24 protein-coding genes are annotated in these 23,752 nt (G+C 69.6%); 13 read left to right on the top strand and 11 right to left on the bottom strand.

Going from position 1 to position 23,752, the window contains the following annotated elements:
- The first annotated feature begins 74 nt into the window (after window positions 1-74).
- The 3 genes from DEJ13_RS01195 to DEJ13_RS01185 all read left to right on the top strand — a co-directional run bounded on the left by DEJ13_RS01195 (window position 75) and on the right by DEJ13_RS01185 (window position 2,990).
- Window positions 75-983 (top strand): DUF808 domain-containing protein, encoded by a 909-nt coding sequence (locus tag DEJ13_RS01195; RefSeq protein WP_111107112.1) that lies wholly within the window; start codon window positions 75-77, stop codon window positions 981-983.
- 10 nt (window positions 984-993) lie between these two features.
- Window positions 994-1,431, top strand: coding sequence for a MarR family winged helix-turn-helix transcriptional regulator (locus DEJ13_RS01190; RefSeq protein WP_056126490.1), 438 nt, complete (start codon window positions 994-996; stop codon window positions 1,429-1,431).
- Window positions 1,432-1,565: 134 nt separating this feature from the next.
- The gene (locus DEJ13_RS01185; RefSeq protein WP_111107113.1) at window positions 1,566-2,990 is read left to right on the top strand and encodes an MATE family efflux transporter; all 1,425 of its coding nucleotides are present in this window, start codon (window positions 1,566-1,568) and stop codon (window positions 2,988-2,990) included.
- A 70-nt stretch (window positions 2,991-3,060) separates the two neighbouring features.
- On the opposite strand, the gene DEJ13_RS01180 is transcribed toward DEJ13_RS01185, so the two are convergent.
- Complete coding sequence (locus tag DEJ13_RS01180) at window positions 3,061-4,266, bottom strand: ATP-binding protein (RefSeq protein ID WP_111107114.1); 1,206 nt, start codon at window positions 4,264-4,266, stop codon at window positions 3,061-3,063.
- Between the two features lie 88 nt (window positions 4,267-4,354).
- Here DEJ13_RS01180 and DEJ13_RS01175 point away from each other — a divergent pair, with 88 nt between their 5' ends.
- The 6 genes from DEJ13_RS01175 to DEJ13_RS01150 all read left to right on the top strand — a co-directional run bounded on the left by DEJ13_RS01175 (window position 4,355) and on the right by DEJ13_RS01150 (window position 9,793).
- Entirely contained in the window at window positions 4,355-5,530 is a 1,176-nt protein-coding gene (locus DEJ13_RS01175; RefSeq protein WP_111107115.1) for a sensor histidine kinase, read from the top strand.
- Window positions 5,527-6,171: a response regulator gene (locus DEJ13_RS01170; protein ID WP_111107116.1), complete on the top strand. Its 645-nt coding sequence runs from the start codon at window positions 5,527-5,529 to the stop codon at window positions 6,169-6,171. Before DEJ13_RS01175 ends, DEJ13_RS01170 begins: the two co-directional genes overlap by 4 nt.
- A 76-nt stretch (window positions 6,172-6,247) precedes the next feature.
- Entirely contained in the window at window positions 6,248-6,985 is a 738-nt protein-coding gene (locus DEJ13_RS01165) for an ABC transporter ATP-binding protein (protein WP_111107163.1), read from the top strand.
- On the top strand, window positions 6,982-7,668 hold the full coding sequence (locus tag DEJ13_RS01160; protein WP_111107117.1) for a hypothetical protein: 687 nt from the start codon (window positions 6,982-6,984) through the stop codon (window positions 7,666-7,668). The genes DEJ13_RS01165 and DEJ13_RS01160 overlap by 4 nt, the downstream gene beginning before the upstream one ends.
- Window positions 7,669-7,766: 98 nt before the next feature.
- Window positions 7,767-8,771 carry a Gfo/Idh/MocA family protein gene (locus DEJ13_RS01155; protein WP_056126501.1) on the top strand — a complete coding sequence of 335 codons (1,005 nt, stop codon included), beginning with the start codon at window positions 7,767-7,769 and terminating at the stop codon, window positions 8,769-8,771.
- The gene (locus DEJ13_RS01150; protein ID WP_258374114.1) at window positions 8,768-9,793 is read left to right on the top strand and encodes a Gfo/Idh/MocA family protein; all 1,026 of its coding nucleotides are present in this window, start codon (window positions 8,768-8,770) and stop codon (window positions 9,791-9,793) included. Before DEJ13_RS01155 ends, DEJ13_RS01150 begins: the two co-directional genes overlap by 4 nt.
- Window positions 9,794-9,816: 23 nt before the next feature.
- Here the strand turns inward: DEJ13_RS01150 and DEJ13_RS01145 are convergent, their stop codons facing one another.
- The 5 genes from DEJ13_RS01145 to DEJ13_RS01125 all read right to left on the bottom strand — a co-directional run bounded on the left by DEJ13_RS01145 (window position 9,817) and on the right by DEJ13_RS01125 (window position 14,437).
- Entirely contained in the window at window positions 9,817-10,893 is a 1,077-nt protein-coding gene (locus DEJ13_RS01145; protein WP_111107118.1) for an ABC transporter permease, read from the bottom strand.
- Window positions 10,890-11,771 carry an ABC transporter ATP-binding protein gene (locus DEJ13_RS01140; protein ID WP_056126505.1) on the bottom strand — a complete coding sequence of 294 codons (882 nt, stop codon included), beginning with the start codon at window positions 11,769-11,771 and terminating at the stop codon, window positions 10,890-10,892. Before DEJ13_RS01140 ends, DEJ13_RS01145 begins: the two co-directional genes overlap by 4 nt.
- 188 nt (window positions 11,772-11,959) lie before the next feature.
- The gene (locus DEJ13_RS01135; protein WP_111107119.1) at window positions 11,960-12,634 is read right to left on the bottom strand and encodes a response regulator; all 675 of its coding nucleotides are present in this window, start codon (window positions 12,632-12,634) and stop codon (window positions 11,960-11,962) included.
- Window positions 12,616-13,953: a sensor histidine kinase gene (locus DEJ13_RS01130; protein ID WP_111107120.1), complete on the bottom strand. Its 1,338-nt coding sequence runs from the start codon at window positions 13,951-13,953 to the stop codon at window positions 12,616-12,618. Before DEJ13_RS01130 ends, DEJ13_RS01135 begins: the two co-directional genes overlap by 19 nt.
- Window positions 13,954-14,080: 127 nt before the next feature.
- A complete protein-coding gene (locus DEJ13_RS01125) occupies window positions 14,081-14,437 on the bottom strand; it encodes a VOC family protein (RefSeq protein WP_111107121.1) in 357 nt (118 codons plus the stop codon).
- A gap of 101 nt (window positions 14,438-14,538) precedes the next feature.
- Here DEJ13_RS01125 and DEJ13_RS01120 point away from each other — a divergent pair, with 101 nt between their 5' ends.
- From DEJ13_RS01120 to DEJ13_RS01105, 4 genes are all read left to right on the top strand, one after another.
- Window positions 14,539-15,123 (top strand): dihydrofolate reductase family protein, encoded by a 585-nt coding sequence (locus tag DEJ13_RS01120; protein ID WP_111107122.1) that lies wholly within the window; start codon window positions 14,539-14,541, stop codon window positions 15,121-15,123.
- 35 nt (window positions 15,124-15,158) lie between these two features.
- Entirely contained in the window at window positions 15,159-15,482 is a 324-nt protein-coding gene (locus tag DEJ13_RS01115; protein WP_111107123.1) for a Dabb family protein, read from the top strand.
- Between the two features lie 121 nt (window positions 15,483-15,603).
- On the top strand, window positions 15,604-16,098 hold the full coding sequence (locus DEJ13_RS01110; protein ID WP_111107124.1) for a hypothetical protein: 495 nt from the start codon (window positions 15,604-15,606) through the stop codon (window positions 16,096-16,098).
- A gap of 877 nt (window positions 16,099-16,975) precedes the next feature.
- The gene (locus DEJ13_RS01105; RefSeq protein WP_111107125.1) at window positions 16,976-17,347 is read left to right on the top strand and encodes a type 1 glutamine amidotransferase family protein; all 372 of its coding nucleotides are present in this window, start codon (window positions 16,976-16,978) and stop codon (window positions 17,345-17,347) included.
- Window positions 17,348-17,500: 153 nt separating this feature from the next.
- Here DEJ13_RS01105 and manD read toward each other — a convergent pair whose 3' ends face one another.
- The 5 genes from manD to DEJ13_RS01080 all read right to left on the bottom strand — a co-directional run bounded on the left by manD (window position 17,501) and on the right by DEJ13_RS01080 (window position 23,642).
- Window positions 17,501-18,733, bottom strand: coding sequence for a D-mannonate dehydratase ManD (gene manD, locus DEJ13_RS01100; protein WP_111107165.1), 1,233 nt, complete (start codon window positions 18,731-18,733; stop codon window positions 17,501-17,503).
- Window positions 18,734-18,789: 56 nt separating this feature from the next.
- Window positions 18,790-20,733, bottom strand: coding sequence for a cellulase family glycosylhydrolase (locus DEJ13_RS01095; RefSeq protein WP_111107126.1), 1,944 nt, complete (start codon window positions 20,731-20,733; stop codon window positions 18,790-18,792).
- Between the two features lie 181 nt (window positions 20,734-20,914).
- Entirely contained in the window at window positions 20,915-21,856 is a 942-nt protein-coding gene (locus DEJ13_RS01090; RefSeq protein ID WP_111107127.1) for an aldo/keto reductase, read from the bottom strand.
- Window positions 21,853-22,779 (bottom strand): carbohydrate ABC transporter permease, encoded by a 927-nt coding sequence (locus DEJ13_RS01085; RefSeq protein WP_111107128.1) that lies wholly within the window; start codon window positions 22,777-22,779, stop codon window positions 21,853-21,855. The genes DEJ13_RS01090 and DEJ13_RS01085 overlap by 4 nt, the downstream gene beginning before the upstream one ends.
- Window positions 22,779-23,642 carry an ABC transporter permease gene (locus DEJ13_RS01080; protein ID WP_258374115.1) on the bottom strand — a complete coding sequence of 288 codons (864 nt, stop codon included), beginning with the start codon at window positions 23,640-23,642 and terminating at the stop codon, window positions 22,779-22,781. The genes DEJ13_RS01085 and DEJ13_RS01080 overlap by 1 nt, the downstream gene beginning before the upstream one ends.
- Between the last annotated feature and the right edge of the window lie 110 nt (window positions 23,643-23,752).

The following is a 23,752-nucleotide window of genomic DNA, read 5'->3' as shown; positions in this document are numbered from 1 at the left end:
GGTGAGGAACCGGACCGCCTAGAGTGCACAGCATGCCGACACCGACCCCCGCCGCCTGAGACCGGGAGCCGCACATGTCCGTTGGACTGCTCGCCGTCGTCGACGACATCCTCTCCGCCGCGCTCAAGGCGAGCGCGAAGACCGCCGGCGTCGTCATCGACGACGCCGCGGTCACGCCGCAGTACGTGCAGGGCCTCGCGCCCGCTCGGGAGCTCCCCGTGGTCGGGAAGATCGCCCTCGGCAGCCTGTTCAACAAGTTCGTCATCATCATCCCGGTGGCGCTGCTGCTGTCGACGTTCGCGCCGTGGGTGCTGCCGTGGCTGCTCGTGGTCGGCGGCACGTACCTGTGCTTCGAGGGCGCCGAGAAGGTCGCCGAGTGGTTCGGACACCACCACGTGTCCGCCGACGACGACTCCCGCGACGAACGCAAGCTCGTGTTCGGCGCGATCCGCACGGACCTGATCCTCAGCACCGAGATCATGCTCATCTCCCTCGCGAGCCTCGACACCAGCCTGGGCTTCTGGCTCACGCTCGCCGCCCTGGCCCTCATCGCCCTGGGCATGACGGCGCTGGTCTACGGCGCGGTGGCACTGCTCGTGAAGATCGACGACGTCGGGCTGCGGCTCATGGCACACCCGTCCCAGGGGCTGCGACGACTCGGCGACCGCGTGGTGCGCTCGATGCCCGCCGTGTTCCGGACGATCGGGATCGTCGGCACCGTCGCGATGCTCTGGGTCGGCGGACACCTGGTGATCGCGAACCTGGCCGAGACGTTCTGGCACGGCCCGTACGACCTGCTGCACGTCCTGACCCACGCGGTCGAGCCCGCCGGACCGGTCGTCGAGTGGCTCGTGGACACGGCAGCGTCGGCGGTCTTCGGCCTGTTGCTCGGAGCCGTCGTGGTCCTGGTCGTCACGGCCGTCCGACGCCTCCGCCCCGCACGTGGGCACGAGGGCGTTGACAGTTTGAATTCGAACAGTTAGAGTCCTGATCATGCAGGCACCGCACTTCGACACACCCCTCCAGCTCATGCGCTGGATCGGGTGGGCCCAGCGCAAGGCCGCCGAGGACTGGGTGCGTGAGCGCGAGCTGACGCACGAGCAGAGCTTCGTGCTCGGGTACCTGCAGCAGAACCCCGGAGCCATCCAGCGTGACATCGCCGCGATGACCCGGACCAGTGCCGCCAGCGTCTCGAGCCTGCTGCAGGGGCTCGAGAAACGCGGCCTCGTCGAACGACGAGCCGACGCCGGCAACGCCCGGACCAAGCTCGTGTACGCCACACCCACCGGCATCGAACTGATCGCCGGGTTCGAGGACGCGATGCTCGCCCTCGACGACCGCCTGCTCGCGCCGCTCAGTCCGGACGAGCGCGCCACGCTCCGCGACCTCCTCCGCAAGGTGACCGCGGAGCTGCCGGAACCCACCCGGTAACCGCAGCCGAGCCTCCCGGCCTCCGTCGGTGGCGCCAGCCTGCCCACGCGACGGCACCCGCCGCACGCGCCCCATCGTCCTGCCGTGCCGACACCGTCGGCGCGCGCTCCGTCCTGCCCGGAAGGGGGCGGTCCATGAGCTCCACCACCACCGCAGCGCAGTCGAACCGCTGGTACCTGTCCGCTGCCCCCATCGCCCGCGCCCTCGTGCACCTGTGTGTGCCGATGGCCGCGGCGATGGTCGTCAGCGCGCTGTACAACGTCATCAACGCGGGGTTCATCGGCGCGCAGCACGACACCGCGCTCCTCGCCGCGATCACCTTCGGCACGCCGCTCCTCGGTCTCGTCATGGCCATCGGCGGCGTCTTCGGGGTGGGTGGCAGCGCGCTGATGTCCCGCCTGCTCGGAGCCTCCGAGCAGGATCCGGCCCAGGCGGGCGAGATCAAGCACGTCGCGTCCTTCGCGGTCTGGGGCTCGGTCGTCACCGGGATCGTCCTGGGCGGCCTGGGCCTGCTGTTCCTGGGGCCCCTCGTCGGCGTCCTCGGTGCCGATGCCGCCGCCGTGCCCGCCACGAGCGCCTACGTCAGCGTGATGCTCGTCTTCGTCCCGGTCCTGGCCGCCGCGTTCTGTCTCGAACAGATGGTCCGGGCCGAGGGTGCCGCCCGCCAGGCGATGGTCGGCCTGGTCCTGTCGACGATCGGCAACCTGGTCTTCGACGTGCTCTTCATCCTGGTGCTGCACTGGGGCGTCGCCGGCGCCGCACTCGCGGTGGGCCTCGCCAACGCCGTGAGCATCGTCTACTGGGTGCTGTGGCTCGGGAAGCACAGCGAGAACGTCTCCCTGTCGGTCCGCTGGTTCACGCTCCGTCCCGCCGTCCTCGGGCCGGTCTTCGGCATCGGCGTCAGCGAGCTGCTGCAGGCCGGGTTCCTCATCGTGACGACCCTCGTGCTCAACAACCTCGCGGCGCAGTACGGCGACGACCCGCTGGCGGCGATGGGCGTCGCCGTCCGGATCGCCCAGGTGCCGGAGTTCCTGGTGATGGGCGTCACGATCGGGGTGCTGCCGCTGCTCGCCTACGCCTACGGCAAGGGCGACCGGGAGCGCCTGCGCTCGGCGCTGCGGGCATCGGCGCTGACCGTGGGGGCGATCGTGCTGCTGTTCTCGGGCACGGTGTTCGTCTTCCGCGAGCAGGTCTTCACGGTCTTCTCCTCGGACCACTCGGTGTTGGCCATCGGCCTGACGATCCTGGTCGCGCAGCTCGTCGCCACGGTCGTGAACGGCTTCACCGGCCTGTTCACGTCCCTGTTCCAGGCGGCCGGCCTCGTCACCCCGGCGATCGCGATGTCCATGGCGCAGGGCATCCTCTTCATCCCGATCGTGCTGCTCGGCAACCTGTGGTTCGGCCTCGCCGGCATCATCTGGGCGCTGACGATCACCGAGGTCCTGGTCTTCCTCGCCGGCGTCGTCATCTGGCTGGCCTCGCGCGGACGGATCGACCGCGGGCTGGCCGCGGGGAGCGCGGAGCGGGCCGAGGCGGTGCTGGAACAGGCGGCCGCCTGATCCGCATGCACCGCGGTGACGGACGGGAGGCCGGGTGCCAGCTGGCACCGGGCCTCCCGTCCGTCTCGGGTCACGCGGGAGCGTGCGCGCTCGGCGGCGGGAAGTCACCCCAGTCGTCCGACACCGGCGCGCCGGATGGCTCCGCGGTCATCGATCGGATGTAGTCCCCGAGGTACGGCAGTGAGAAGACGACGTGGCCGCGACCGTCTGCCTGCACGTAGCCACTCTCGATGAGGCGTTTCTTGTAGACCTGCACGTACTGGTCCGACACCCCCATGCGCCGCACGATGTCAGCGATCTTGCTCCTGCCACCCTCGTCCGCTGCCATCGCGGTGACGAACTCCTGGTCCTTGTCCGACAGGTCCTGGTACACCCGGCTGATGACCCGGCGTTCGACGGCGGTGATGGCACGACTGTGCGCTGCATGCGCGTCTGCGGTGGTGATCGTCGAGGACGATCCGCTGCTCCGCCAGGCGAAGTCCCCGGCCAGTTGAACGAGGTACGGGTAGCCCTGCGAGATCGTCACGAGCAGCGTGAGCGCCTCGGGTTCGATCTGCTTCCCACCGATGTGGATCGACTCGGCGAGCACGTGCTGGGTCTGTCGAGGAGTCAGCCGTCGGAAGTCGAGTTCGCGTGATCGACGGAGGAACGTCGTGTGCTCCTGTTCGACGAGCGCATCGAGGTCTACCTTGATGCCTGCGAACACGATCATCACGTTCGCGCCCTCGCTGATCGCGTGCGACACCTCGAGAGCGAACCGCGAGAGCTCACGCAGCCGCACCTTGCCAGACGACACCTCGTCGATCGTGATCAACAGGCCGGCGGGACGGCGTTGCGTGGCGAGTTCGGCGGACAGTGCGACGAGATCCCGGCGGAGGAGCGGTTTGACCTCCCGATGACGATCCACGTACTCCCACTGGGCATTGAGCTGCCAGATACCGAGGCCGGTCAGACGCCCTCGAGCTTCGTGGCTCAGTTCCGAGAGCAGTGTGGGGACAGCGGTCTCCATGACTCGGTCCATGAGCCCCGCGCTCGCATCGTCACTGATGACGAGCCACCCGTTGTCCTTCGCGGAGTCCTGGAGCTTGGCCAACATGGAGGTCTTGCCTGCGCCACGGAGACCCGAGATGAGGACGGACTGGTTCTCGCCGAAGTCCAGCGTCTCGAAGACGGCCGTCAACTCGGCGAGTTCCTCGTCATGCCCGCCGAACACCAACGGGCGCCGCCCGTATCCTGGGCTGAAGGGGCTCGGCTCGGGTCCGGTACGCGATGTCACTGGGACACGATATCAAATCCGTGTTTATTGTGTTTATTTTTCGTGCCTTCCCGGAGCCTGGCTCCTGAGCGCGCGGTACCGTGGGCGCGTGACGACCGCGTCCCCTGCACCACCGCGCCCGGGTGCCCTGGAGCGCTGGGTCGCCGAGCGGCCCGGCACCGTCGACGTGCTGCTCGTGATCGTCTACGAACTGGTGACCGCGAGCCAGCTCCTGTCGCTGCAGGCGTTCGACCGCGCACCCCTCGGCGCGGCGGTGCTGCTCGTCGCGGGGGTCGTCGTCGGCGCGCTCCGGCGACGGACACCGGTCGTCGCGCTCGCGGTGGCCGCCGTCGCCGCAGCAGTCGCGCTCCCGATCCCGCTGCCACCCCTCGTCCTGCTGGTCGTGGTCACCGTCGTCACCCGGGTCGGTGTCCGGACGGCCTGGACCGGCGCGGCCGCGACCGTCGTCGTGCTCGTCGTCGCGGGCGTCGTCGGGTTCCACGACCCGACCCGCGCGTTCCTCGGGGCCGTCGTGCTGCTGGTCGGCATGGTGCTCGGGCTCTGGATCCGCACGCGTCGGGCCTACGTGCAGGCGCTCGTCGAACTGGCCGACCGGGCGCGCGCCGAACAGGAGCGGCGGGCGGAGGACGCCGTCGCCGACGAACGTGCCCGGATCGCCCGCGAGATGCACGACGTCGTGGCCCACGGGCTCTCGGTGATGATCCGGCTGGCTGACGGCGCGGACGCCCTCGCCGTCCAGGACCCCGAGCGCTCGCGGGAGGCCGTCCGGCGGGTCGGTACGGTCGGGCGGGAGTCGCTCGCCGACATGCGCCGGGTGCTCGGGGTGCTGCGGTCCGCCCCCGTGGACGAACCGGGGACGCCGGAGCTGCCCCAGCCGTCGATCGACGACCTGCAGCGCCTGGTCGCCGACCAGCGCGCGGCCGGGCTCCCCGTCACGCTGCGCACGGACGGTGTCGAGACCCTGCCGAGCAGCCTGGCCGGCACCGTCTACCGGATCGTGCAGGAGTCCCTGACGAACGCTTCCCGGTACGCGGCGGACGTCACGACCGTCGACGTCGAGGTCACACGGACCGGCCATCAGGTCGTCGTGGTCGTGCAGGACGACGGCCGAGCGCCCGGACCGGTGCCGTCGCAGGGATCGGAACGCGGACTCGTCGGGCTGCGGGAACGGGCGGCGCTCTACGATGGCGACGTGGAAGCAGGACCGGTGGCACCCCACGGCTGGCGGGTGCGCGTGGTCCTGCGTGCAGAGGGAGACGCATGACCCGGGTCCTGCTCGTCGACGACCAGGACCTCATCCGGATGGGGACCGCGATGGTGCTCGGCGCGACCGAGGACATCAGCGTGGTCGGCGAGGCGGCGAACGGGCACGAGGCCGTCGAACGCACCGCCGCACTCGACCCGGACGTCGTCGTGATGGACGTCCGCATGCCCGGGATGGACGGCCTCGAGGCAACCCGGCGCATCGTGGCCTCGGGGTCCCGGGCAGCGGTGCTCGTCCTCACCACCTTCGACCTCGACGAGTACGCCTTCGGCGCGCTGAACGCCGGAGCGAGCGGCTTCCTGCTCAAGGACGCCCGCCCCGACGAGCTCGTGCACGCCGTCCGGACCGTCGCCGCCGGGGACGCGATCGTGTCGCCGCGGGTCACCCGCCAGATGATCGAACTGCACCGCGGGAAGTTCCCCGGCCCGACCACCGAGGACCCGCGGATGGGCACACTGACCGACCGCGAACGCGAGGTGTTCGTCGCGATCGGGCGCGGCCGCAACAACACCGAGATCGCGGCCGAGCTGTTCCTGTCCGAGTCGACGGTGAAGACCCACGTCGGCCGGGTCCTGGCGAAGCTCGAGCTGCGGGACCGGGTGCACGCCGTGATCCGCGCGCACGACCTCGGTCTGGTCTGACGGCGGTACCCGGGTACCACTGCGGCGGCCCTGCGGGGCGATGGGCCACGTCGACGCGCTCCGTAGCGTCGAACCCATGATCGAAGCACGCAACCTGACCAAGCGGCACGGCGCCCAGACCGTGGTCGAGGACCTGACGTTCGCGCTCCAGCCGGGGACGGTGACCGGCTTCCTCGGCCCGAACGGCGCCGGCAAGTCCTCCACGATGCGGATGGTCGTCGGCCTCGACCGCCCGACCTCCGGCACCGTCACCGTCGGCGGCCGTCCCTACGTCGAGTCGCCCGCCCCGATGCAGCTGCTCGGCGCGATGATCGACGCGAAGGCCGTCCATCCCGCCCGGACCGCCCGGGCGCACCTGACCGGGCTCGCCCTGACGCACGGCATCGGCCGCCGCCGGGTCGACACCGTCCTCGAGATGACCGGCCTGGCGAGCGTCGCCACGAAGCGGATCCGCACCTTCTCGCTCGGCATGGGTCAGCGGCTCGGCATCGCGACCGCACTGCTCGGCGACCCGCAGGTGCTGATGCTCGACGAGCCGGTCAACGGTCTCGACCCCCAGGGCGTCGTGTGGGTCCGGCAGCTGTGCCGCTCGTACGCCGCCCAGGGCCGCACCGTGCTGCTCTCCAGCCACAACATGGCCGAGACCGCCGCGACCGCCGACCGCCTGGTGGTCATCGGGAACGGCCGCAAGGTCGCCGACGGCACCACCGACCAGCTGCTCGCCGCGTCCCCCCGCCGCGACGCCACCCTCGAGGACGTCTTCTTCGACCTCACCGCCGGCCACACCACCCACGACGCAGGAGCCATCCGATGACCACCACCTCCCTCTCCTTCGCCGGCACGCTGCGCTCCGAACTGCACGGGACATGGTCCGTGCCGGCGCTGCGCTGGCTGGTCCTGCTCGCCGCTCCCGCCGCCGCACTGACCACGATCGCGGCGGCGCACTTCAGCCCCGGCGTCTCTGTCGCCAGCGGTTCGATGGTCGGCGGTGCGGTCCTCGCGCTCGTGGGCGGCCTGTCGATCGCGGGTGAGTACGCCACCGGGGCCGTCCGGACGACCGTCACCGCCGCACCCCGGCGCACCGCGCTCTTCCTCGCGAAGAGCCTGGCCGTCGTGCTGATCGGCCTGGCTGTCGGCTGGGTCGGCGGTCTCGTCGGAGCCGCTGCGAACGGCATCCTCGGCTCTGCGGCATTGCCCGTGCTCGCGACCGGCCCCGCAGTCGCCGCCACCGGGCTGTTCGGGCTGTTCCTCGGCTTCCTCATCCGTCGCGTCGCACCGACCGCGGTCACCGCGGTGTTCGGGCTCTTCCTGGTCAGCGGGCTGCTGGGCGGCGTCCGGATCGGCGACGGCTACCTGACCGACTCGCTCTTCACGGACAGCACGGTGGCGCTCGTCGCCGGCACGCCGGACTGGAGCCAGCCGTTCGGCACGGTGGCCCTGTGGCTCGCGGTCGCCGGCGTCGCCGCCGCCGTCCGCCTGCGTCGGTCGGACGTCTGAGCCGGCACCCGGGCGTCGCGTGCGCTGACTAGCATGGCGACTGGCCGTCAGCGTCGACACCCGACAACCGTCGACCCGGCCCACGCGAAGGAGCCCCCGTGTCACCGACCCCCGTCCGGATCGGACTCGTCGGCGCCGGCGGCATCGCAGTGGCCCACCTGCCCGGGTTGCTGCGGCTCGGCCCGGTCACCGTGTTCGCCCACGCCGGAGCCCAGCAGCTCGCCGACGCGAACGCCGATGCCGCACGGGCCGCGGGCACGTCGATCACCGTGGTGGACTCGCTGCAGGAGCTGTTCGACGCCGTCGACGTGGTGGACGTGGTGACGCCGACCGCCACGCACGCCCAGGTGGTCCGCGCCGCGCTGGCCGCCGGCAAGGACGTCGTGTCCGAGAAGCCCCTCGCGCGCACCGACGCCGACGCGGCAGACCTGGTCCGGTGCGCTCGTGACGCCGGCCGGCAGCTCGTGCCGGCCCACGTGGTGCGCTTCTTCCCCGCGTACGTGCGGCTGCACGAGGCAGTCACCACGGGCCTCCTGGGCGACCTGGCGGTCCTGCGCTTCGTCCGGTCCGGCGCGTTCCCGATCCGGACGCCGTGGTTCGCGGACCACGCGCTGTCCGGCGGGATCGTGCTCGACCAGATGATCCACGACCTCGACATCGCCCGGTGGGTCGCGGGCGAGGTGACCGACGTGTCAGCCGTCCGCGTGCGGTCCGGCACCGCCGACGAGCCCGTCGAGGCCGCACACGTGCTCCTGACCCACGCCTCGGGTGCGATCAGCCACGTGGCGGGGATCTGGGGTCCGCAGCACCTGCCGTTCACCACCGAGTACGCGGTGACGGGCACCCGCGGCAGCCTGTCCCACCGTTCCCGCGACGAGCTCGACCTGCGCGCCGACCTGGCCGTACCCGGCGACGTCGACGGGTTCCTGCCCGCGATCGACCCGGCGGACGACCCGTACGCGGCAGAGCTCGCCGAGTTCATCGGGTCGTTCCGCGGCGGCCCGGCAGCGCGCGTGACCGCCGAGGACGGCGCGGCCGCGGTCCGGATCGCGAACGCGGCGATCACGTCGATCGAGACCGGACAGCCGGTGGTGCTGTCGTGACGGCGCTGCGGATCGGCGTGCTGTCCTTCGCGCACACGCACGCGATCGGGTACCTGCAGGCGCTCGCGGCGATGCCCGACGTCGAGGTGCGCGGCTCGGACCCCGACGGCGTCAGCACCGGTGACTCGGTGGGCGAACTGCGCGGGCGGGACCTGGCCGACGCGCTCGGGGTCGGGTACGCGGAGTCGGTCGACGAGCTGCTGGCCTGGGCGCCCGACGCTGTCGTGGTCGCGAGCGAGAACGCCCGTCACCGCGAGCTCGTGGAGCGCGCAGCAGCAGCCGGCGCCCATGTGCTCTGCGAGAAGCCGCTCGCGACCACGTGGGCCGACGGGCTGGCCATCCGGCACGCGGTCGAGGCCGCCGGGGTCATGCTCATGGTCGCGTTCCCGGTGCGGTTCGCGTCGTCGTTCGCACGGCTGCAGGCCACCCACGACGCCGGCGCGATCGGGCAGCTGTTCGCCGTGCGCGGGACCAACAACGGCATGCTCCCGCTGACCCGGGCGTGGTTCACGGACCCGGCGCTGTCCGGCGGTGGAGCGCTCGCGGACCACGTCGTGCACCTCGCCGACCTGCTCGACGCGCTGATGGGCGCCCGGGCGCTCACCGTCACGGCGGTCGCGAACCGCACCCTGCACGCCGACCGAGCCCGAGCCGAGACGGCAGCGCTCGTGACCATCACGTACGACAACGGCGTCGTGGCCGCGATCGACTGCTCGTGGAGCAAGCCGGACACCTCGGCGGTGTGGGGCGGGCTGACCCTCGACGTCGCCGGCACCGGCGGCACCGTGTCGATCGACCCGTTCGGGCCGGCCGCACACGGGATCGCCGCGGACACCGGCCTGCCGATCGAGGCCCGCTACGGCGCGGACCTCGACCAGGCGATGCTCCGCACGTTCCTCGACGCGGTGCGCAACGGCACGCAGCCCCAGCCCGATGTCCGGGTGGGGCTGCGGACCCTGGCGATCGTGCTCGCCGCACAGGAGTCGGTCCGGACGGGCCGGACGGTGTCGGTCGCCGACTGACACCAGGACGACCGGGCTGCGCGTCAGCGACGCATGGCCTCCGTGAGCTTCACGCGGCCACCGGTGCGGAGCAGGGCGTTCTCGTAGACCCGGGCACCGACGACCACCACGAGGGCGGCGGACACGACGACCACGAGGAGCGACAGGATCGGCTCCCACCACTCGGCGGTCCCCAGGAAGATCCGCATGGGCATGCCGATCGGGGCACTGAACGGCACGTACGACATGATGCCGAGCACCGTCGGGTTGTCCGCCGCGAAGATGATCAGGAAGTACGGGATCATCAGCAGCATCATCACCGGGGTCGTGACGCTGCCGACGTCCTCCTGCCGCGAGACCAGCGCTGCCGAGGCCGCGAACAGCGACGCCACCAGCACGAACCCGAACGCGAAGAACACGACGAACCACAGCATGCTCGGTCCGAGCAGTCCGAACAGGTTGTCCTGCCCGGTCACGGCGAGCGTCACGGCTGCGGCGATCGCGATGGCCACCACCTGCCCGAGCGCCATGATGCTGCTGCCGATCACCTTGCCGGCGAGCAGCGCACGGGCCGGGATCGCCGCCATCAGGATCTCCACCACCCGGGTGGACTTCTCCTCGACGACGCTCTGCGCGATCGACTGCCCGAAGGTCACGGCAGCGGCGAAGTACACGATGCCGAACGCGATCCCGATGAGCGAGATCAACCCGGGCGCCATCGCGTTCGGGTCGAGGAGCTCGACCCTGGGCGAGACGCTGAGCGCCTGGATCACGTCGGTCGGCGCCTGGTCGAGGCCGATCACCTCGAAGCCGAGCGGCCCGGACTCCGGCACGATCGCGGCGTCGACGTCCCCGGACCGGACGAGCTTCTCGGCCGCGGCTCGGTCGTCGACCTGCGTCACGTCGAGGCCGCCGGACGAGGGCAGCGTGACGCCGTTCACGACCGCCACCGGGGTGGTGCTGCCGGCGGTGGACTTGCCGACGATCCCGCCGACGACGATCGACGCCACGACCATCACGAGCAGGATGACCGCCGAGACGACGAAGGCCTTGCTGCGCAGCCGGGCCTGGATCTCGCGGACGGTGACCAGGCGGACCGCCATGGTGAAGGAGTTGTTCATCGGACGACCTCCCGGAAGACCTCGCTGAGCCGGGGCACGCGCGGGCCGAACGACCCGACCGTCCCGGTGGTGACGGCGCGCTGGAGCACGCGCTGGGCAACGGCCTCGTCGGCCTCGAAGACCGCGTAGCCGCCGTCGAACTCGCGCACGTGCACACCGGGCTCGTCGCGCAGCCACGCGGCGTCGCCGTCGACGAGCAGTTCCCACGCCGCGGGGCCAGCGGCCCGACGGAGTTCGTCCTGCGGACCGGCGGCGCGGATGCTGCCGTCGGCGATGACCACGACGTCGTCGCACAGCCGTTCGACGACGTCGAGCTGGTGGCTGGAGAAGAGCACCGGGACCCCGTCGGCCGCTGCTTCGCGCAGGACGCCCAGCACGACGTCGACCGCCATCGGGTCAAGCCCGGAGAACGGCTCGTCGAGCACCAGGACCTCGGGCCGGTGTGCGAGCGCGGCGGCGACCTGCACGCGCTGCTGGTTGCCGAGCGAGAGCTTCTCGACCGGGTCGTCGGCGTGCTGACCGAGCTCGAGCCGGTCGAGCAGTTCTGCGGTGCGCGCCGCCGCCGCCCGACGGTCGACCCCGTGCAGCCGCGCCAGGTAGGTGACCTGTTCGGCGACGGGCATCTTCGGGTACAGGCCGCGTTCCTCGGGCATGTACCCGAAGCGACGGCGGTCGGCCGGACCGATCGCCTGACCGTCGATGGACACGGACCCGCCGTCGGCGTCGAGCACGCCGAGCATGATCCGCATGGTGGTGGTCTTGCCGGCGCCGTTGCCGCCGACGAAGCCGGTGAGGCGGCCTCGGCCCACCTCGAACGTCACGTCGTCGAGCACCCGGCGTTCGCCGAAGTGCTTCGTCACTCCCTCGACCCTGAGCATCGTGTCCCCTTCCGGCGGTGGGAGGCTTCCCACCGCACCTCCGACGCTACGGAGGACCCGCGGTCCGCACCTCCCACGCCGGGCGGAACCCGGGCCTCCACCCCGAGACGGAGACGAGCCGGACGGAGCCGAGACGGAGCCGAGACGGAGCCGGGACGATGCCGAGCTCGAGCACGACCGGGCGCGCCTCACCCGCCGGAGCGGACCACCCCGTGCTCGTACGCCCACACGACGGCCTGCACGCGGTCGCGCAGCTGCAGCTTCTGCAGCACGTTCGACACGTGGGTCTTCACCGTGGCCTCGCCGACGAACAGCTGCGTCGCGATCTCGGCGTTGCTGCACCCGCGACCGAGCAACCGGAGCACCTCGGTCTCGCGCTCCGTCAGCCCCGGGACCGCGGCGTGCGGTGCGATGACCGGCACCGTCCCCGTCGTCGCACGGCTGATCACCCGCCGCGTGACGTCGGGGGCGAGCAGCGCATCGCCCGCCGCGACCGTCAGGACGGCGTCGACCAGCTGCTCCGGGGTCGCGTTCTTGAGCAGGAAGCCGCTGGCTCCGGCGTCGAGCGCGTCGAACAGGGTGTCGTCGTTGTCGAACGTGGTCAGGATCAGGACCGCGGGCGGCTCCCGCAGTGCCGTGATGCGACGCGCGGCCTCGATGCCGTCGACCGTCGGCATCTGGACGTCCAGGCACACCACGTCGGGGCGGTGCTGCTCGACCGCCCGGACCGCCGCAGCGCCGTCGGCCGCCTCGGCGACCACGACGATGCCCGGCTCCGACTCGAGGATGATGCGGAACCCCGCCCGCACCAGGTCCTGGTCGTCGGCCAGCACCACCCGCACGGTCACGTCGTCGGCAGCCATGCGCGCACCAGGAACCCTCCTCGGGCACGTGGCCCGATCTCGACCGTGCCACCGACGGCGGACACCCGCTCCCGCATCCCGACGTGACCGAGGCCACTGCCCGCGGGACGGTCCGGGTCACCGGTCGCGTCCACGGTGGTCGGACGGGAGGCGCGGCTCCCGATCCCGGTGTCCGTCACCTCGACCTCGATCGCGTCCGGCAGGTACCGCAGCCGCAGGTCCGCGCGCGCGTCTGGCCCGGCGTGCTTCAGGACGTTGGTCACTGCCTCTTGTGCGATGCGGAAGGCGACGGTCGCGACGGTCGGCGGCACCGGTCGGACGTCGCCGACGACGGAGTACCGGGCGGGGTGCCCGGCGGTCGTGGCGGCGTCGGCGAGCTCGGCGATCCGCGCGATGCTGTCCGTGCTCGGTGCGGTGGTGCGGGCGATCCGCTCCGAGTCAGGTCCGTCGGACCCGGCGGCCGCATCGCCCTCGCGCAGGGTGCCGAGCATCCGCCGCAGTTCCTCGACCGCCGTGCGCGCGCTGGCCTCGACCACGCCGAGCGACGCCGCGGCCTGGTCCGGATCGCGCTCGAGCACCCGACGAGCGGCGCCGGCCTGCACCCCCATCAGCGACACGTGGTGGGCGACGACGTCGTGCAGTTCACGGGCGATGCGCACCCGTTCGAGCGTGATGGCCTGGGCCGCCGTGCGCTCCCGCTCGACGGCGAGTTCGGCTGTGCGCTCCTGCAGCGCGTGCTTCGCCACCGCGGACGTCCACGCCCGGTTGCCCGAGTACCAGGCGGCACCGAAGTACACCAGGTTGATGATGATCGACAGCAGCGCGTTGGCGACGAACGGCGGGATGAGCGAGTCGCCCTGGTTCGGCAGTGCGCTGGGGACCGACCAGCGGAACACGATCGCCAGGAACAGCCAGATGAACATGCCGACGATGACGAACCACCGGACGAACTCGGCACGGACCCGGTCGGAGCACCACGCCCCCACCGTGTACAGGCCGATGAACAGCGTGAAGTTGATGAAGATGGCCTCGGGCACGCGCAGCAGCTGCGTGCCGACGAACGCCAGCGCGACGAGCACCGCCACCGTCATCGGGAAGCGGCGACGGAACGCCAGCGGCCCGGCGTTCGCGACGACCATGAGCGCGGAGACCCACCACGGTGCCTGGTCGTCGTACATGCCGGCAGCGCCGGACAGGACGGCCGAGATCGCGATCCCGCCGGCGAGCACCAGCGCGACGACCACGTCCTGCCGGTACTCACGGCGGCCGACGGGCAGGCGCGACCAGCCCTCGTGCGCGGCCACCCCCGTCGTCGTCATGGGGACCACGGTAGCGGGACGACGGCCACGGATGGCAGCGTCGCGGGACGTCGTGGAGAACGGACGGGAGGCCCGGTGCCAGCTGGCACCGGGCCTCCCGTCCGTTCCGTGGTCGCGACGCGACCGGTCAGCTGGTCGGCGGTGCGTACAGCTGCAGGTCGTTGCCCTCGCTGTCCTTGAACGGGACGATCTTGCCCCACGGGTGCTCGCTGATCTCGCCCTGGATGTCGGCGCCGCGCTCCTTGAGCGATGCGACCTCGTCCTCGATGCTGCCGTTGGGCTGGAACGACACGACTGCGCCGCCGTCGCTCGACGCGCTGGCGGACTCGCGCGCGTTCAGGCCGATGCGCAGGCCGTTCGCGTCGATCTCGCTCCAGTCGTCGTCCTGGCTGGTGACCTCGAGCCCGAGGGTGTCGCGGTAGAAGGCGACCGCACGGGCCATGTCGGTGACGGGGACCCAGACTGCTGCAACTCCTGTTGCCATGATGATGCCTCTCGTGAGTGGTGGTCCGAACGCTAGGCAGGGGTGATGCGCACCGGCTCAGGAAGGTGCGCCGACCGCACCACCGGCGTAGGTTCCGCGGCATGAAACGCGTGACGTACTCCATGGGCATGACCGCCGACGGTTTCGTCGTCGGGCCGGACGGGCGCTTCGACTGGGGCGCCCCGGACGCCGAGGAGTTCCGCGCGTCGATCGACGAGGTCCGCGGCGTCGACGTGCACCTGCTCGGGCGGCGCCTGCACGAGACGATGGTGTACTGGGAGGACCCGGTGCAGGCGGCCACGTGGGGCGATGCCGAGCGCGAGTGGGCGGCACTGTGGAACGCGCTGCCCAAGGTCGTGTTCTCCCGCACGCTCACCAGCGTCGACGCGAGCAACACCCGGCTGGCGACCGGAACGCTCCGCGAGGAGGTCGAACGGCTGCGCGCCGAACCCGGCGACGGCGAGATCGCGATCGGCGGGGCGACCCTCGCGGCCGCGGCGGCGGGGCTCGGGCTGATCGACGAGTACCGCGTCCGGGTCTCGCCGGTGCTCGTGGGCGGCGGCATCCCCTTCTTCGCGATGGCGGAGCGACGGGTCGACCTGGAGCTGCTCGGTTCGCGCACCTTCCAGACAGGGGCCGTGGCGCTGCACTACCTGGTGCGCCGACCGGCGAGCGCGCGGGGCTGAGGGTCGCGGTCGACGGCCGTGGCAGGCTGCAGGGCATGACCGACGAAGACGCAGTCAGCACGCCCGGCGTGACCCATGTTGTCCTGGTGCAGTGGCGGGACGGCACCGACCCTTCCGCCGAGGCCGACGCGATCGCGCAGGAGCACCTGCCCCTGGTCGACGGCGTCCTCTCCGTGTCGTCCGGCACGAGCATCAGCACCGAGGGCAAGGAGGGCGACTTCGACTGGATGCTCGTCGTCGGGTTCCGCGACCGCGACGCCCTGGCCGGCTACCTGCCGCACCCCGAGCACCGGCCGGTCGCCGAGCACATCGGTGCGAACAGCGAGCGCGTGGTCGTCTTCGACGTCGAGGGGCGGTAGTCGGGCCCCCGCCAGCCCGGCCCGCGCCGCTCCGAACGCGACTTCCGGTCACGAACGCCGGGAACCGGGCAGTATCTGAGCGGACGGTCCCGAAGGTCGAGGCCGGAGGAGGACCACCAGCATGACGTCGAACCCCTACCAGTCGAACCCGTACCAGTCGTCCGCGCCCGCGGCCGCACCCCGGCTCGTCACCATCGCGTTCTGGTTGTACCTGGTCACGGCACTGATCCACATCATCAGCATCATCGTCAGCGCCACGCAGCTGCCGCAGGCCAAGCAGGCTGCCCAGGACGCGATCGACCGGACCGGCGGATCGACGAACGGCATCGACGTGGACGCCGTGGTGCAGGCGTCGTTCGTGGCCAGCATCGTGGTCGGCGTGCTGTTCATCATCGCGTTCGTGGTGTTCGACCTGCTCATGCGCCGTGGTGCGAACTGGGCCCGCATCGTGCTGCTGATCATCACGATCCTCGGCCTCACCGGGGTCGTGGGGGGCGTCGTCGCCATCCTCGGCGTCCTCGCGTCGATCGTCGCGGCCGTGCTGACCTTCCTGCCGGCCTCGAACGCGTGGTTCCGTGCGGTCAAGGAGCGCAAGCTCGCCGCGAAGCAGCGCTAGCAACTGACGGACGGGAGGCGCGGTGCCGGCTGGCACCGCGCCTCCCGTCCGTCTGTGCGCACCTGGGTGTGCGCTGTCGGTCCCGGGGCAGCGATCACCAGCTGGCCTGGACTCCCGCGAGCCTGGGTCCTGGTAGGAGGCCGGCTCTCCATCAGCGGCGAGGGGCGCATCGCGTTCGCACAAGAGCTGCTGCCACAAAGAAGAGAACCCCCGCAAGAGCGGGGGTTCTCTGTGGCGGTACCGGTGGGATTTGAACCCATTCGCGCGCGTCCATCCGGCCTCGACCGAGCGCCCGGTCGCCGCAAACACAGGCGTGTTGCTGCCAAGTCCGGCCGGTCGAAGCCGGCCCACGCCAGGTGATGGTGCACCAAAATGCACCACGGCTCCCGCGGACGGCGCCACTTCTGGATGACGGTGCAGCATCCGGTACGCGTTGCTCGGCCGCGGCCCCCATTGCGCTCCCGATGGGCATGCCGGTGATCCTCGACACGCCCTCTCGGCGGAACGCAGTCCGCGTCTGGTCGTCCGGGATGGCCGGTTCAGCGTCCGGCAGCGCAGGAAGGGCACGCCCTCAGGCCAGTCGAACCACCGCGGGCACACTCTGCACACCGAAGCCGCCCTGACCGTCGGGGGCGGCGTGTGGTCGAAGCATCTGCGTCCCGGCAGGGAAGTGCACGCCTGCGTACTGCCCAATCGTCGCAAGCAGTGACACCTCGCATGGGTTCTCGCTGAACCGGCAGACACCGCGAGATCATCGGTGGGTGAAGCGTTGCGCGGAACGATCACCGCGGACGGCAGAGAGCGGATTTCTTCTGCGCTCTCAATTCGCGCGTCGCTTACTGGTCACGGTGTTGCGTGGGAGTCGGCCTGCACGTGAATGGCCACTCATCTGGTCGCCCTGAGGGATCTCCTTTCCATCTTCGGAGCGGAGCCGACGAGCGCTCGAGTGGTGACGGACGGAAACCTCATCACTGGCGGCGGCGTCACCGCGGGCATCGACTTCGGACTGACGTTGCTCGCTGAACTCGTCAACACGGAGGCGGCCGAGCTCGCGCAGCTCTCGATGGAGTACGACCCGGAGCCGCCGTTCAACAGCGGCTCACCGCTCACTGCCGATCCCGACCTCGTCGCTGTCGCGACGAAGTTCATGGCTCCGCTCCTCGACGCGGTGAGGCCGGTGCTGTCAGAGCCGGCTGTTGAACTCTGCGCGATGACGACCGAGGCGGAGGCAGTGCTCAGAGGCCGCTGAGGGAATGATCGGTGCATTCAACTTCGTGATGAGCGTCACGCTGTTGGGACAGGCCGACTCAGACTTGCACAAGGCGGTAGTCGCGCAGGGCAACTGTCCCGTCCGACCACGCGCGTACCCACGCTGCCGTCCGGACGGCAGCTGCCCTGGCTCCTACCAGTCGTGGACGGTGCCGTCGGCCAGGCGGTTGAACGGCAGGTACGCCTGCTCGTAGGGGTACTTGTCCGCTTCGTCCACGTCGAGCGAGACACCGAGACCCGGCTGGTCGCCCGGGTGCAGGTAGCCGTCGGTGAACGTGAAGGTCTGCTGGAAGACCTGGTTCGTGCGGTCGCCGTGCTGCATGTACTCCTGGATGCCGAAGTTGTGGATCGCCATCCCGAGGTGCATCTGCGCCGCGAGACCGACCGGCGAGATGTCCGTCGGCCCGTGGAACCCGGACTTGATCTGGTACATCGCCGCGTAGTCCATCGTCTTCTTCAGCGGTGTCACGCCACCCATGTGCGTGACGGCACCGCGGACGTAGTCGATGAGCTGGTCGCGGATGATGTCCTTGAAGTCCCAGATCGTGTTGAAGACCTCACCGATCGCGAGCGGCGTCGTGGTGTGCTGCCGGACGAGCCGGAGGGCTTCCTGGTTCTCCGCCGGGGTGCAGTCCTCGAGCCAGAACAGGTCGTACGGCTCGAGCGACTTGCCGAGCTTCGCGGCCTGCAGCGGGGTCATCCGGTGGTGCCCGTCGTGCAGGAGCGGCAGCTCGGGACCGAACTCGTTGCGGACTGCCTCGAAGACGGTCGGGAGGTGCCGCAGGTACGCGCGGGTGTCCCAGTCCTCCATCGCCGGGAACGCACCACGCTGGGCGGGCTCGAAGTCGTAGCGGACGCCGGAGTTGCCCTCGGTGGTCGCGTTCGAGGCGATGCCGTAGATCGACTCCAGCCCCGGCACACCCGTCTGCACGCGGATCGAGCGGTAGCCCTCTTCCTGGTGCGCCCGGATCGAGTCGAAGAGCTCCGGCAGCTCCTTGCCGGACGCGTGCCCGTACGCCATCAGCCCGGTCCGCGACGCTCCGCCGAGCAACTGGTACAGCGGCATCCCTGCGACCTTCGCCTTGATGTCCCAGAGCGCCATGTCCACGGCGGCGATCGCGGCCATCGTGACCGGGCCGCGACGCCAGTACGACGAGCGGTAGAGGAACTGCCAGGCGTCCTCGATGCGGCTGGCATCGCGCCCGAGCATCAGCGGCACGACGTGCTCGGTGAGGTACGCGGCAGCCGACAGCTCGCGACCGTTCAGCGTCGCGTCGCCGAGACCGGTGACCCCGTCGGCCGTCGTCACCTTCAGCGTGACGAAGTTGCGGTCGGGACTGGTGACGATCACCTCGGCCCTGTCGATGAGCTGCCCGCGGTCGGCGCTGGCCCAGGTGTCGGGGCGGCCCGAGGTCGTGCCGATCACGAAAGCAACTCCAACACTTCCACGCCGAACGGCTCGAGCCGCACCGTGGCGATAGGAGCCCCACTGTCGAGAGTCCGCATCGTCGCGGAGGTCTTTGGACCGACGTCCATCGTCGAATCGCTCTGGTTCACGAACCAGACAAACCGGCGGCCGTCGGAGTGCTCCATGACTGCGGTGAGGACAAGTGGGCTCTCCACGGTGACTTCAGGAGTCGCTCCTGCCTCGTTGGCGAGAGCAGCGTAGAGGCGCGCTGTCGGTTCCGGGTTGACCCGGGGCGTCGACGCCGCGAAGTACTCGAACGGGTAGGTCGACAGGACCAGTGCTCCCGCACCGACGTTCCGACGAACGAGCGCAGGCCAACCATCGCCGTCGACCGCGATCACCTCAGCACCGTCGAGCTCAACCGGGAGGAACGAGCGCCCGTCTGCGGTACCTCCGACGGCGAAGGTGAGGCGTTCCCCGCGGGCGATGTCACCGAGATCCGTGAGGAACTCGATCGTGACGGTGTCGTGCTCCACTGGAGCGATGAGACCATACCGGAGCTGCTTCTTCACACCGAATGTCTCATCGAGCTTCGGCCACCAGGACCCTCGTTGATTGGCATGAACGCCGTTGAAGTACGAGGCATACACGAGCGCTCCGCTCTCCGCCCGGTCCATGAGCTCCGGCCATGTGTCGGCCCGGAGGGCTTTCGTCGCGGGCACAATGATGAGCCGCACATCCCTCGGCACTCCATCTGCTTCTCGGACCACTGCCACGGGCAGGTCAGCTTCTCGCGCGGCGACGTAGGACTGCCGTGCGACAGTGAACACGGTCGGTCCGTCCTCGGGTGTGGTGAACGGGTACATCGCCTCCAAGAACGACGAGACCAGTATCGCGGTCGATGTGTCAGGCCGCTGGAGTTGGGAGAACTGGACTCGTTCGAGCAGCGCCGCGAACTTCTGCACCTCGAGCAGCTGGAGCTTCGGTCTCCCCTGGTCATCGATGAGCCCGAAGTGCATCTCGAACGGGTGATGCGAGTACGGTGCGATCTCGGCTTGCGCGTCGTAGTCGACGTTGTTCCAGGGGATCCAGCCGGTCGCACCGGCGAGCAGTGTGTTGTGCAGGACCTGTCGGTAGTAGTGCGCAGCGTTCTCTTCCCCGACGTAGTCACTGGTGACGCCGAACTCCTCGAGCACGACCGGTTTCTCATGGAAGTCGAGGAGCTCGCAGATGAACGCGGCTCCGAGATGCTGTCGGACCTGGTCGTCTTCCATGCGGTAGACATGCGGGCCGAGGAAGTCGACGAGCGGCTCGAGCTGACGGCTCCGGAACCCATTGTCCTTCCCGGTGACCTCCACACCCCACGAACCATCGCCGATCGAGACCGGTTGCTGTCCGCCGCCAGCACGGACTGCGTCGATCAGGATCTGTGCCCACGCCGAGACGTCATCGGCGTCCAGGGTGCCGACACCGCGTGACTGCCAATCGGCGTAGATGGGCACCTCGTTGGTCAAGAGCCAGCCAGCGATGACGGGGTCGGCGGCGAATCGTCGTACGACTTCCTTGATGTACCAAGCCTGGCGGCCGACGAACCACACGTCGCCGAATACGTCTCGACCGTTCCGCCACACAGGGTCCCAGTTCTCACCGGACATGTGCCCGACGATGAACGTTGGTATGGTCTGGACGCCTGCACGCTCGTGCCGACGCAGGAAGTCCGCGAACTTGGCCAGCATCTCCTCAGACAGCTCATCCGGCTGCGGATGGAAATCGGGCCAGAAGAGGAAGCTCCTGGTGAGGTTGATCCCGTGTTGCTTGAGCTGCGCGAGTTCCGCACTGATGACCTCCCCGTCGTAGTGGCGCCACATCAGCGGCCCACCGGTCTTCGACCAGAAGTTCACCCCGATCCAGGCCTGCTTGCCTCCGTCAACGGGGAGGTGGGTTGCAGCGCGTCTCATACGTGGTCCTTTCGTTCGATGGTGGTTCGGTGCAGCGCCGCTCGTCGCGTTGCTCGCGCCGGCGCCGGCGCCGGCGCCGGCGCCGGCATGCGCGCTGTCTCGATGCGAGCTGCGATCGCGAGCTGGTTGAGCTCCCGCACTCGGCGGCACGCGTGATGAGGTTCTGCCCGAGCTTCTCGACCTAGCGCTGCCAGAGCGACGCCGGCGGCAGGACCGCCTCCACGGTGTCCCACAACGACTGCGGCACGGCGACGCGGAGGAGCTCGCTCGTCGCGTTCCAGTCGTTCTGCTCGAGCACACCGACGATCGTGGAGTCGATGCGGTCGTCTCGCGCGGAGAACTGGAGTGCTGCGGCTGCGATGGGGATGTCGTGATCGGCACAGGCGCGGCCGATCGAATCTGCGGCGGCGGCCACCTCGGGAGCTGCCTCGCCGTATGCGTACCGCGACGTGGCTGCCGGGTACTGGGCGAGGAGCCCCCCTCCGTAGGGGGCAGCGTTCATGATGCCCATTCCGCGCTCGTGTGCGGCAGAGAGCAGCGCGTCGGCGGATCGGTCAACGAGCGTCCAACGCATGTGGGTGACCAGCGCCTCGAAGTGGCCCGTCCTCACGTACCGCTCCATCACATCGACGGTTCCTCCCGAGAGCCCCAGGTGCTCGATGAGCCCTTCCTCCCGTGCTTCGATCAGGGCTCCGACCGGCCCGTCGGCTGCCATCGCTTGATCCCACGATGTGTTCTCTGGGTCATGGATGTAGACCATGGGCAGCGCCGGGAGTCGGAGCCGATCGCAGCTCTCCTGCAGGGACTGTCGCATCCGGGCGCCGGAGAAGTCCCCGGTCGCGAAGTCGCGATCGGCCTTGGTCTGGATGAGGGCGTGTCCTGGCACGCCTCCTCGGGACGCGTAGAAGTCGCCGATGCGCTGCTCGCTGTTGCCGTAGCTGTTCGCTGTGTCCAATACGAACGGTTGGTCAGCGTCGGTCAGGCTCGTCAGCAACGCGTCCGTGTGTGCCGCGCGAGCCACCCGCCCGGTCCCATCGCGCCAACGGGCGGTTCCGATGGTGATCGGGGGTACTTGAAGGCCGGTGGCGCCGAACGGCCGCGCGGCTTCTGATCGACCGCTCATTCCTTGACCGCCCCCGTGAGCATCCCGTGGGCGAAGTGCCGCTGCAGGAAGGGGTAGACGATCAGGATGGGCAGCGTTGCGAGGACCACGACTGCCATCTGGACGGATTGCGATGGCGGAGTGACGATGTTGCTTCCCTGCAGGTTCGCGAGGAGCGACCCCTGGATCACGTACTGGTTCAGGACGACTTGGATCGGCCACTTCGCCGTGTCGCTGATGTAGAGCAGAGCGTTGAAGTAGCTGTTCCAGTAACCCACGGCGGAGAACAGCCCTATGACGGCGAGGACCGGCTTGGACAACGGCAGGATGATGCTTCGGAAGATGGTCCAGTTCGATGCTCCGTCAATGCGTGCTGCTTCGAGGAGGCTTGCGGGGATGCCCATGAAGAAGTTCCGGACGACGACCACGTTGAAGGCCGAAACCATCACGGGCAGGATGAGCGACCAGAGCGAGTCGATGAGTCCGAGGGACTTCACGACGAGGAAGTTGGGGATGATGCCGGCGCCGAAGAACATGGTGGCGAGCACGAGGAGGAGGATTGCGCGTGCGAAGGGCACGTCGCGGGTCCGTGTGAGTCCGTAAGCCAGGGTGGTCGTGAGTGCCAACGAGCAGAACGTACCGACGATCGTCACGAAGGCGCTCACCATCAACGCTCGGGTGACCACGCCGCCGCCGAGGATGGACTGATAGGCGTCGAATGAGAACGCCGTGGGCCAGAAGCCGCTGAGGTCGGAGTTCGCGGACGCGAAGCTCATGGCGATGATGTAGATGAAGGGGTAGAGCATCACGACCACGATGATGGCGATGACGGTGATCTTCGCGAGTCGGATGGCGACGGATGGGACTTCGACCCATGGCGGTCGTGCGTCGCGGGCGCGTTGCGGTCGTTGGCGTCGTGCGTGACGGGCTTCGATGGCGACCATCAGAAAATCCCTCCTGTTCCGATCTTCTTGGCGACCTTGTTGGCCCCGAGGACGAGAAGTGTGCCGATGGCGCCCTTGACCAGGCCGGCCGCGGCTGCGAGGCCCCAGTCGCCTCCGACGACACCGCGGAAGTAAACGAACGTGTCAATGACTTGCGAGGCGTCGGCTCCGACGATGGGCTGCTGCAGGAGCAGCTGCTCGAAACCGACGGAAAGCACGTTCCCGACGGTGAGCACGAGCAGGAGCGAGGTGACGGGAACGAGCCCTGGAAGGGTGACGTGCCAGGTGCGGCGCCACGAGCTCGCGCCGTCGCACGCTGCTGCTTCGTAGAGTTCTCGGGGGATGCCGGAGATCGCGGCGAAGAAGATGATCGTTCCCCAACCCATGTCTTTCCAGATGACTTGGGACGTGGCCAGGATCTTAAACGTATCGGGGTTGGCCATGATGTTGACGTGGTCCAAGCCGATGCTCGCGAAGAGCCCGGCCACAGGGCCGGCGCCGCCGAGGATCTGCTGCCAGATCGCGATTACGATCACCCATGAGATGAAGTGCGGCAGGTAGACCACCGACTGCACGAATCGGCGCAGCCGGTCCGATAGCAAGCTGTTCAGCAGCAACGCGAGCAGGATCGGCGCTGGGAACGAGAAGACGATCTGTAGGAACGAGATCTCGATCGTGTTGATGATCGCGCGGACGAGCTCGGGGTCGGTGAACATGTTCGCGAAGTTCTGTAGCCCGACCCAAGGGGAGCGGCTGATCCCCAGGAAGGGTGAGAAGTTTTGGAACGCGATGACGTTGCCGAGGAGTGGGACGTAGCAGAAGACGAGGAAGAAGAGCATCCCGGGGAGGATGAACAGGTACATCGACCGTTCTCGCTTCATCCGCGCGAGAAGCGAGCGCTTCCCCCGGACTGGACCTGACTCGGCGCGGACGTCCGGTGCGCTCTGGGCGACGATCGACTCTTCGATGGCGG

The organism is Curtobacterium sp. MCLR17_007 (genome assembly GCF_003234655.2).
Lineage (GTDB): Bacteria > Actinomycetota > Actinomycetes > Actinomycetales > Microbacteriaceae > Curtobacterium.
This window is presented reverse-complemented; position numbering and strand designations above follow the sequence as displayed.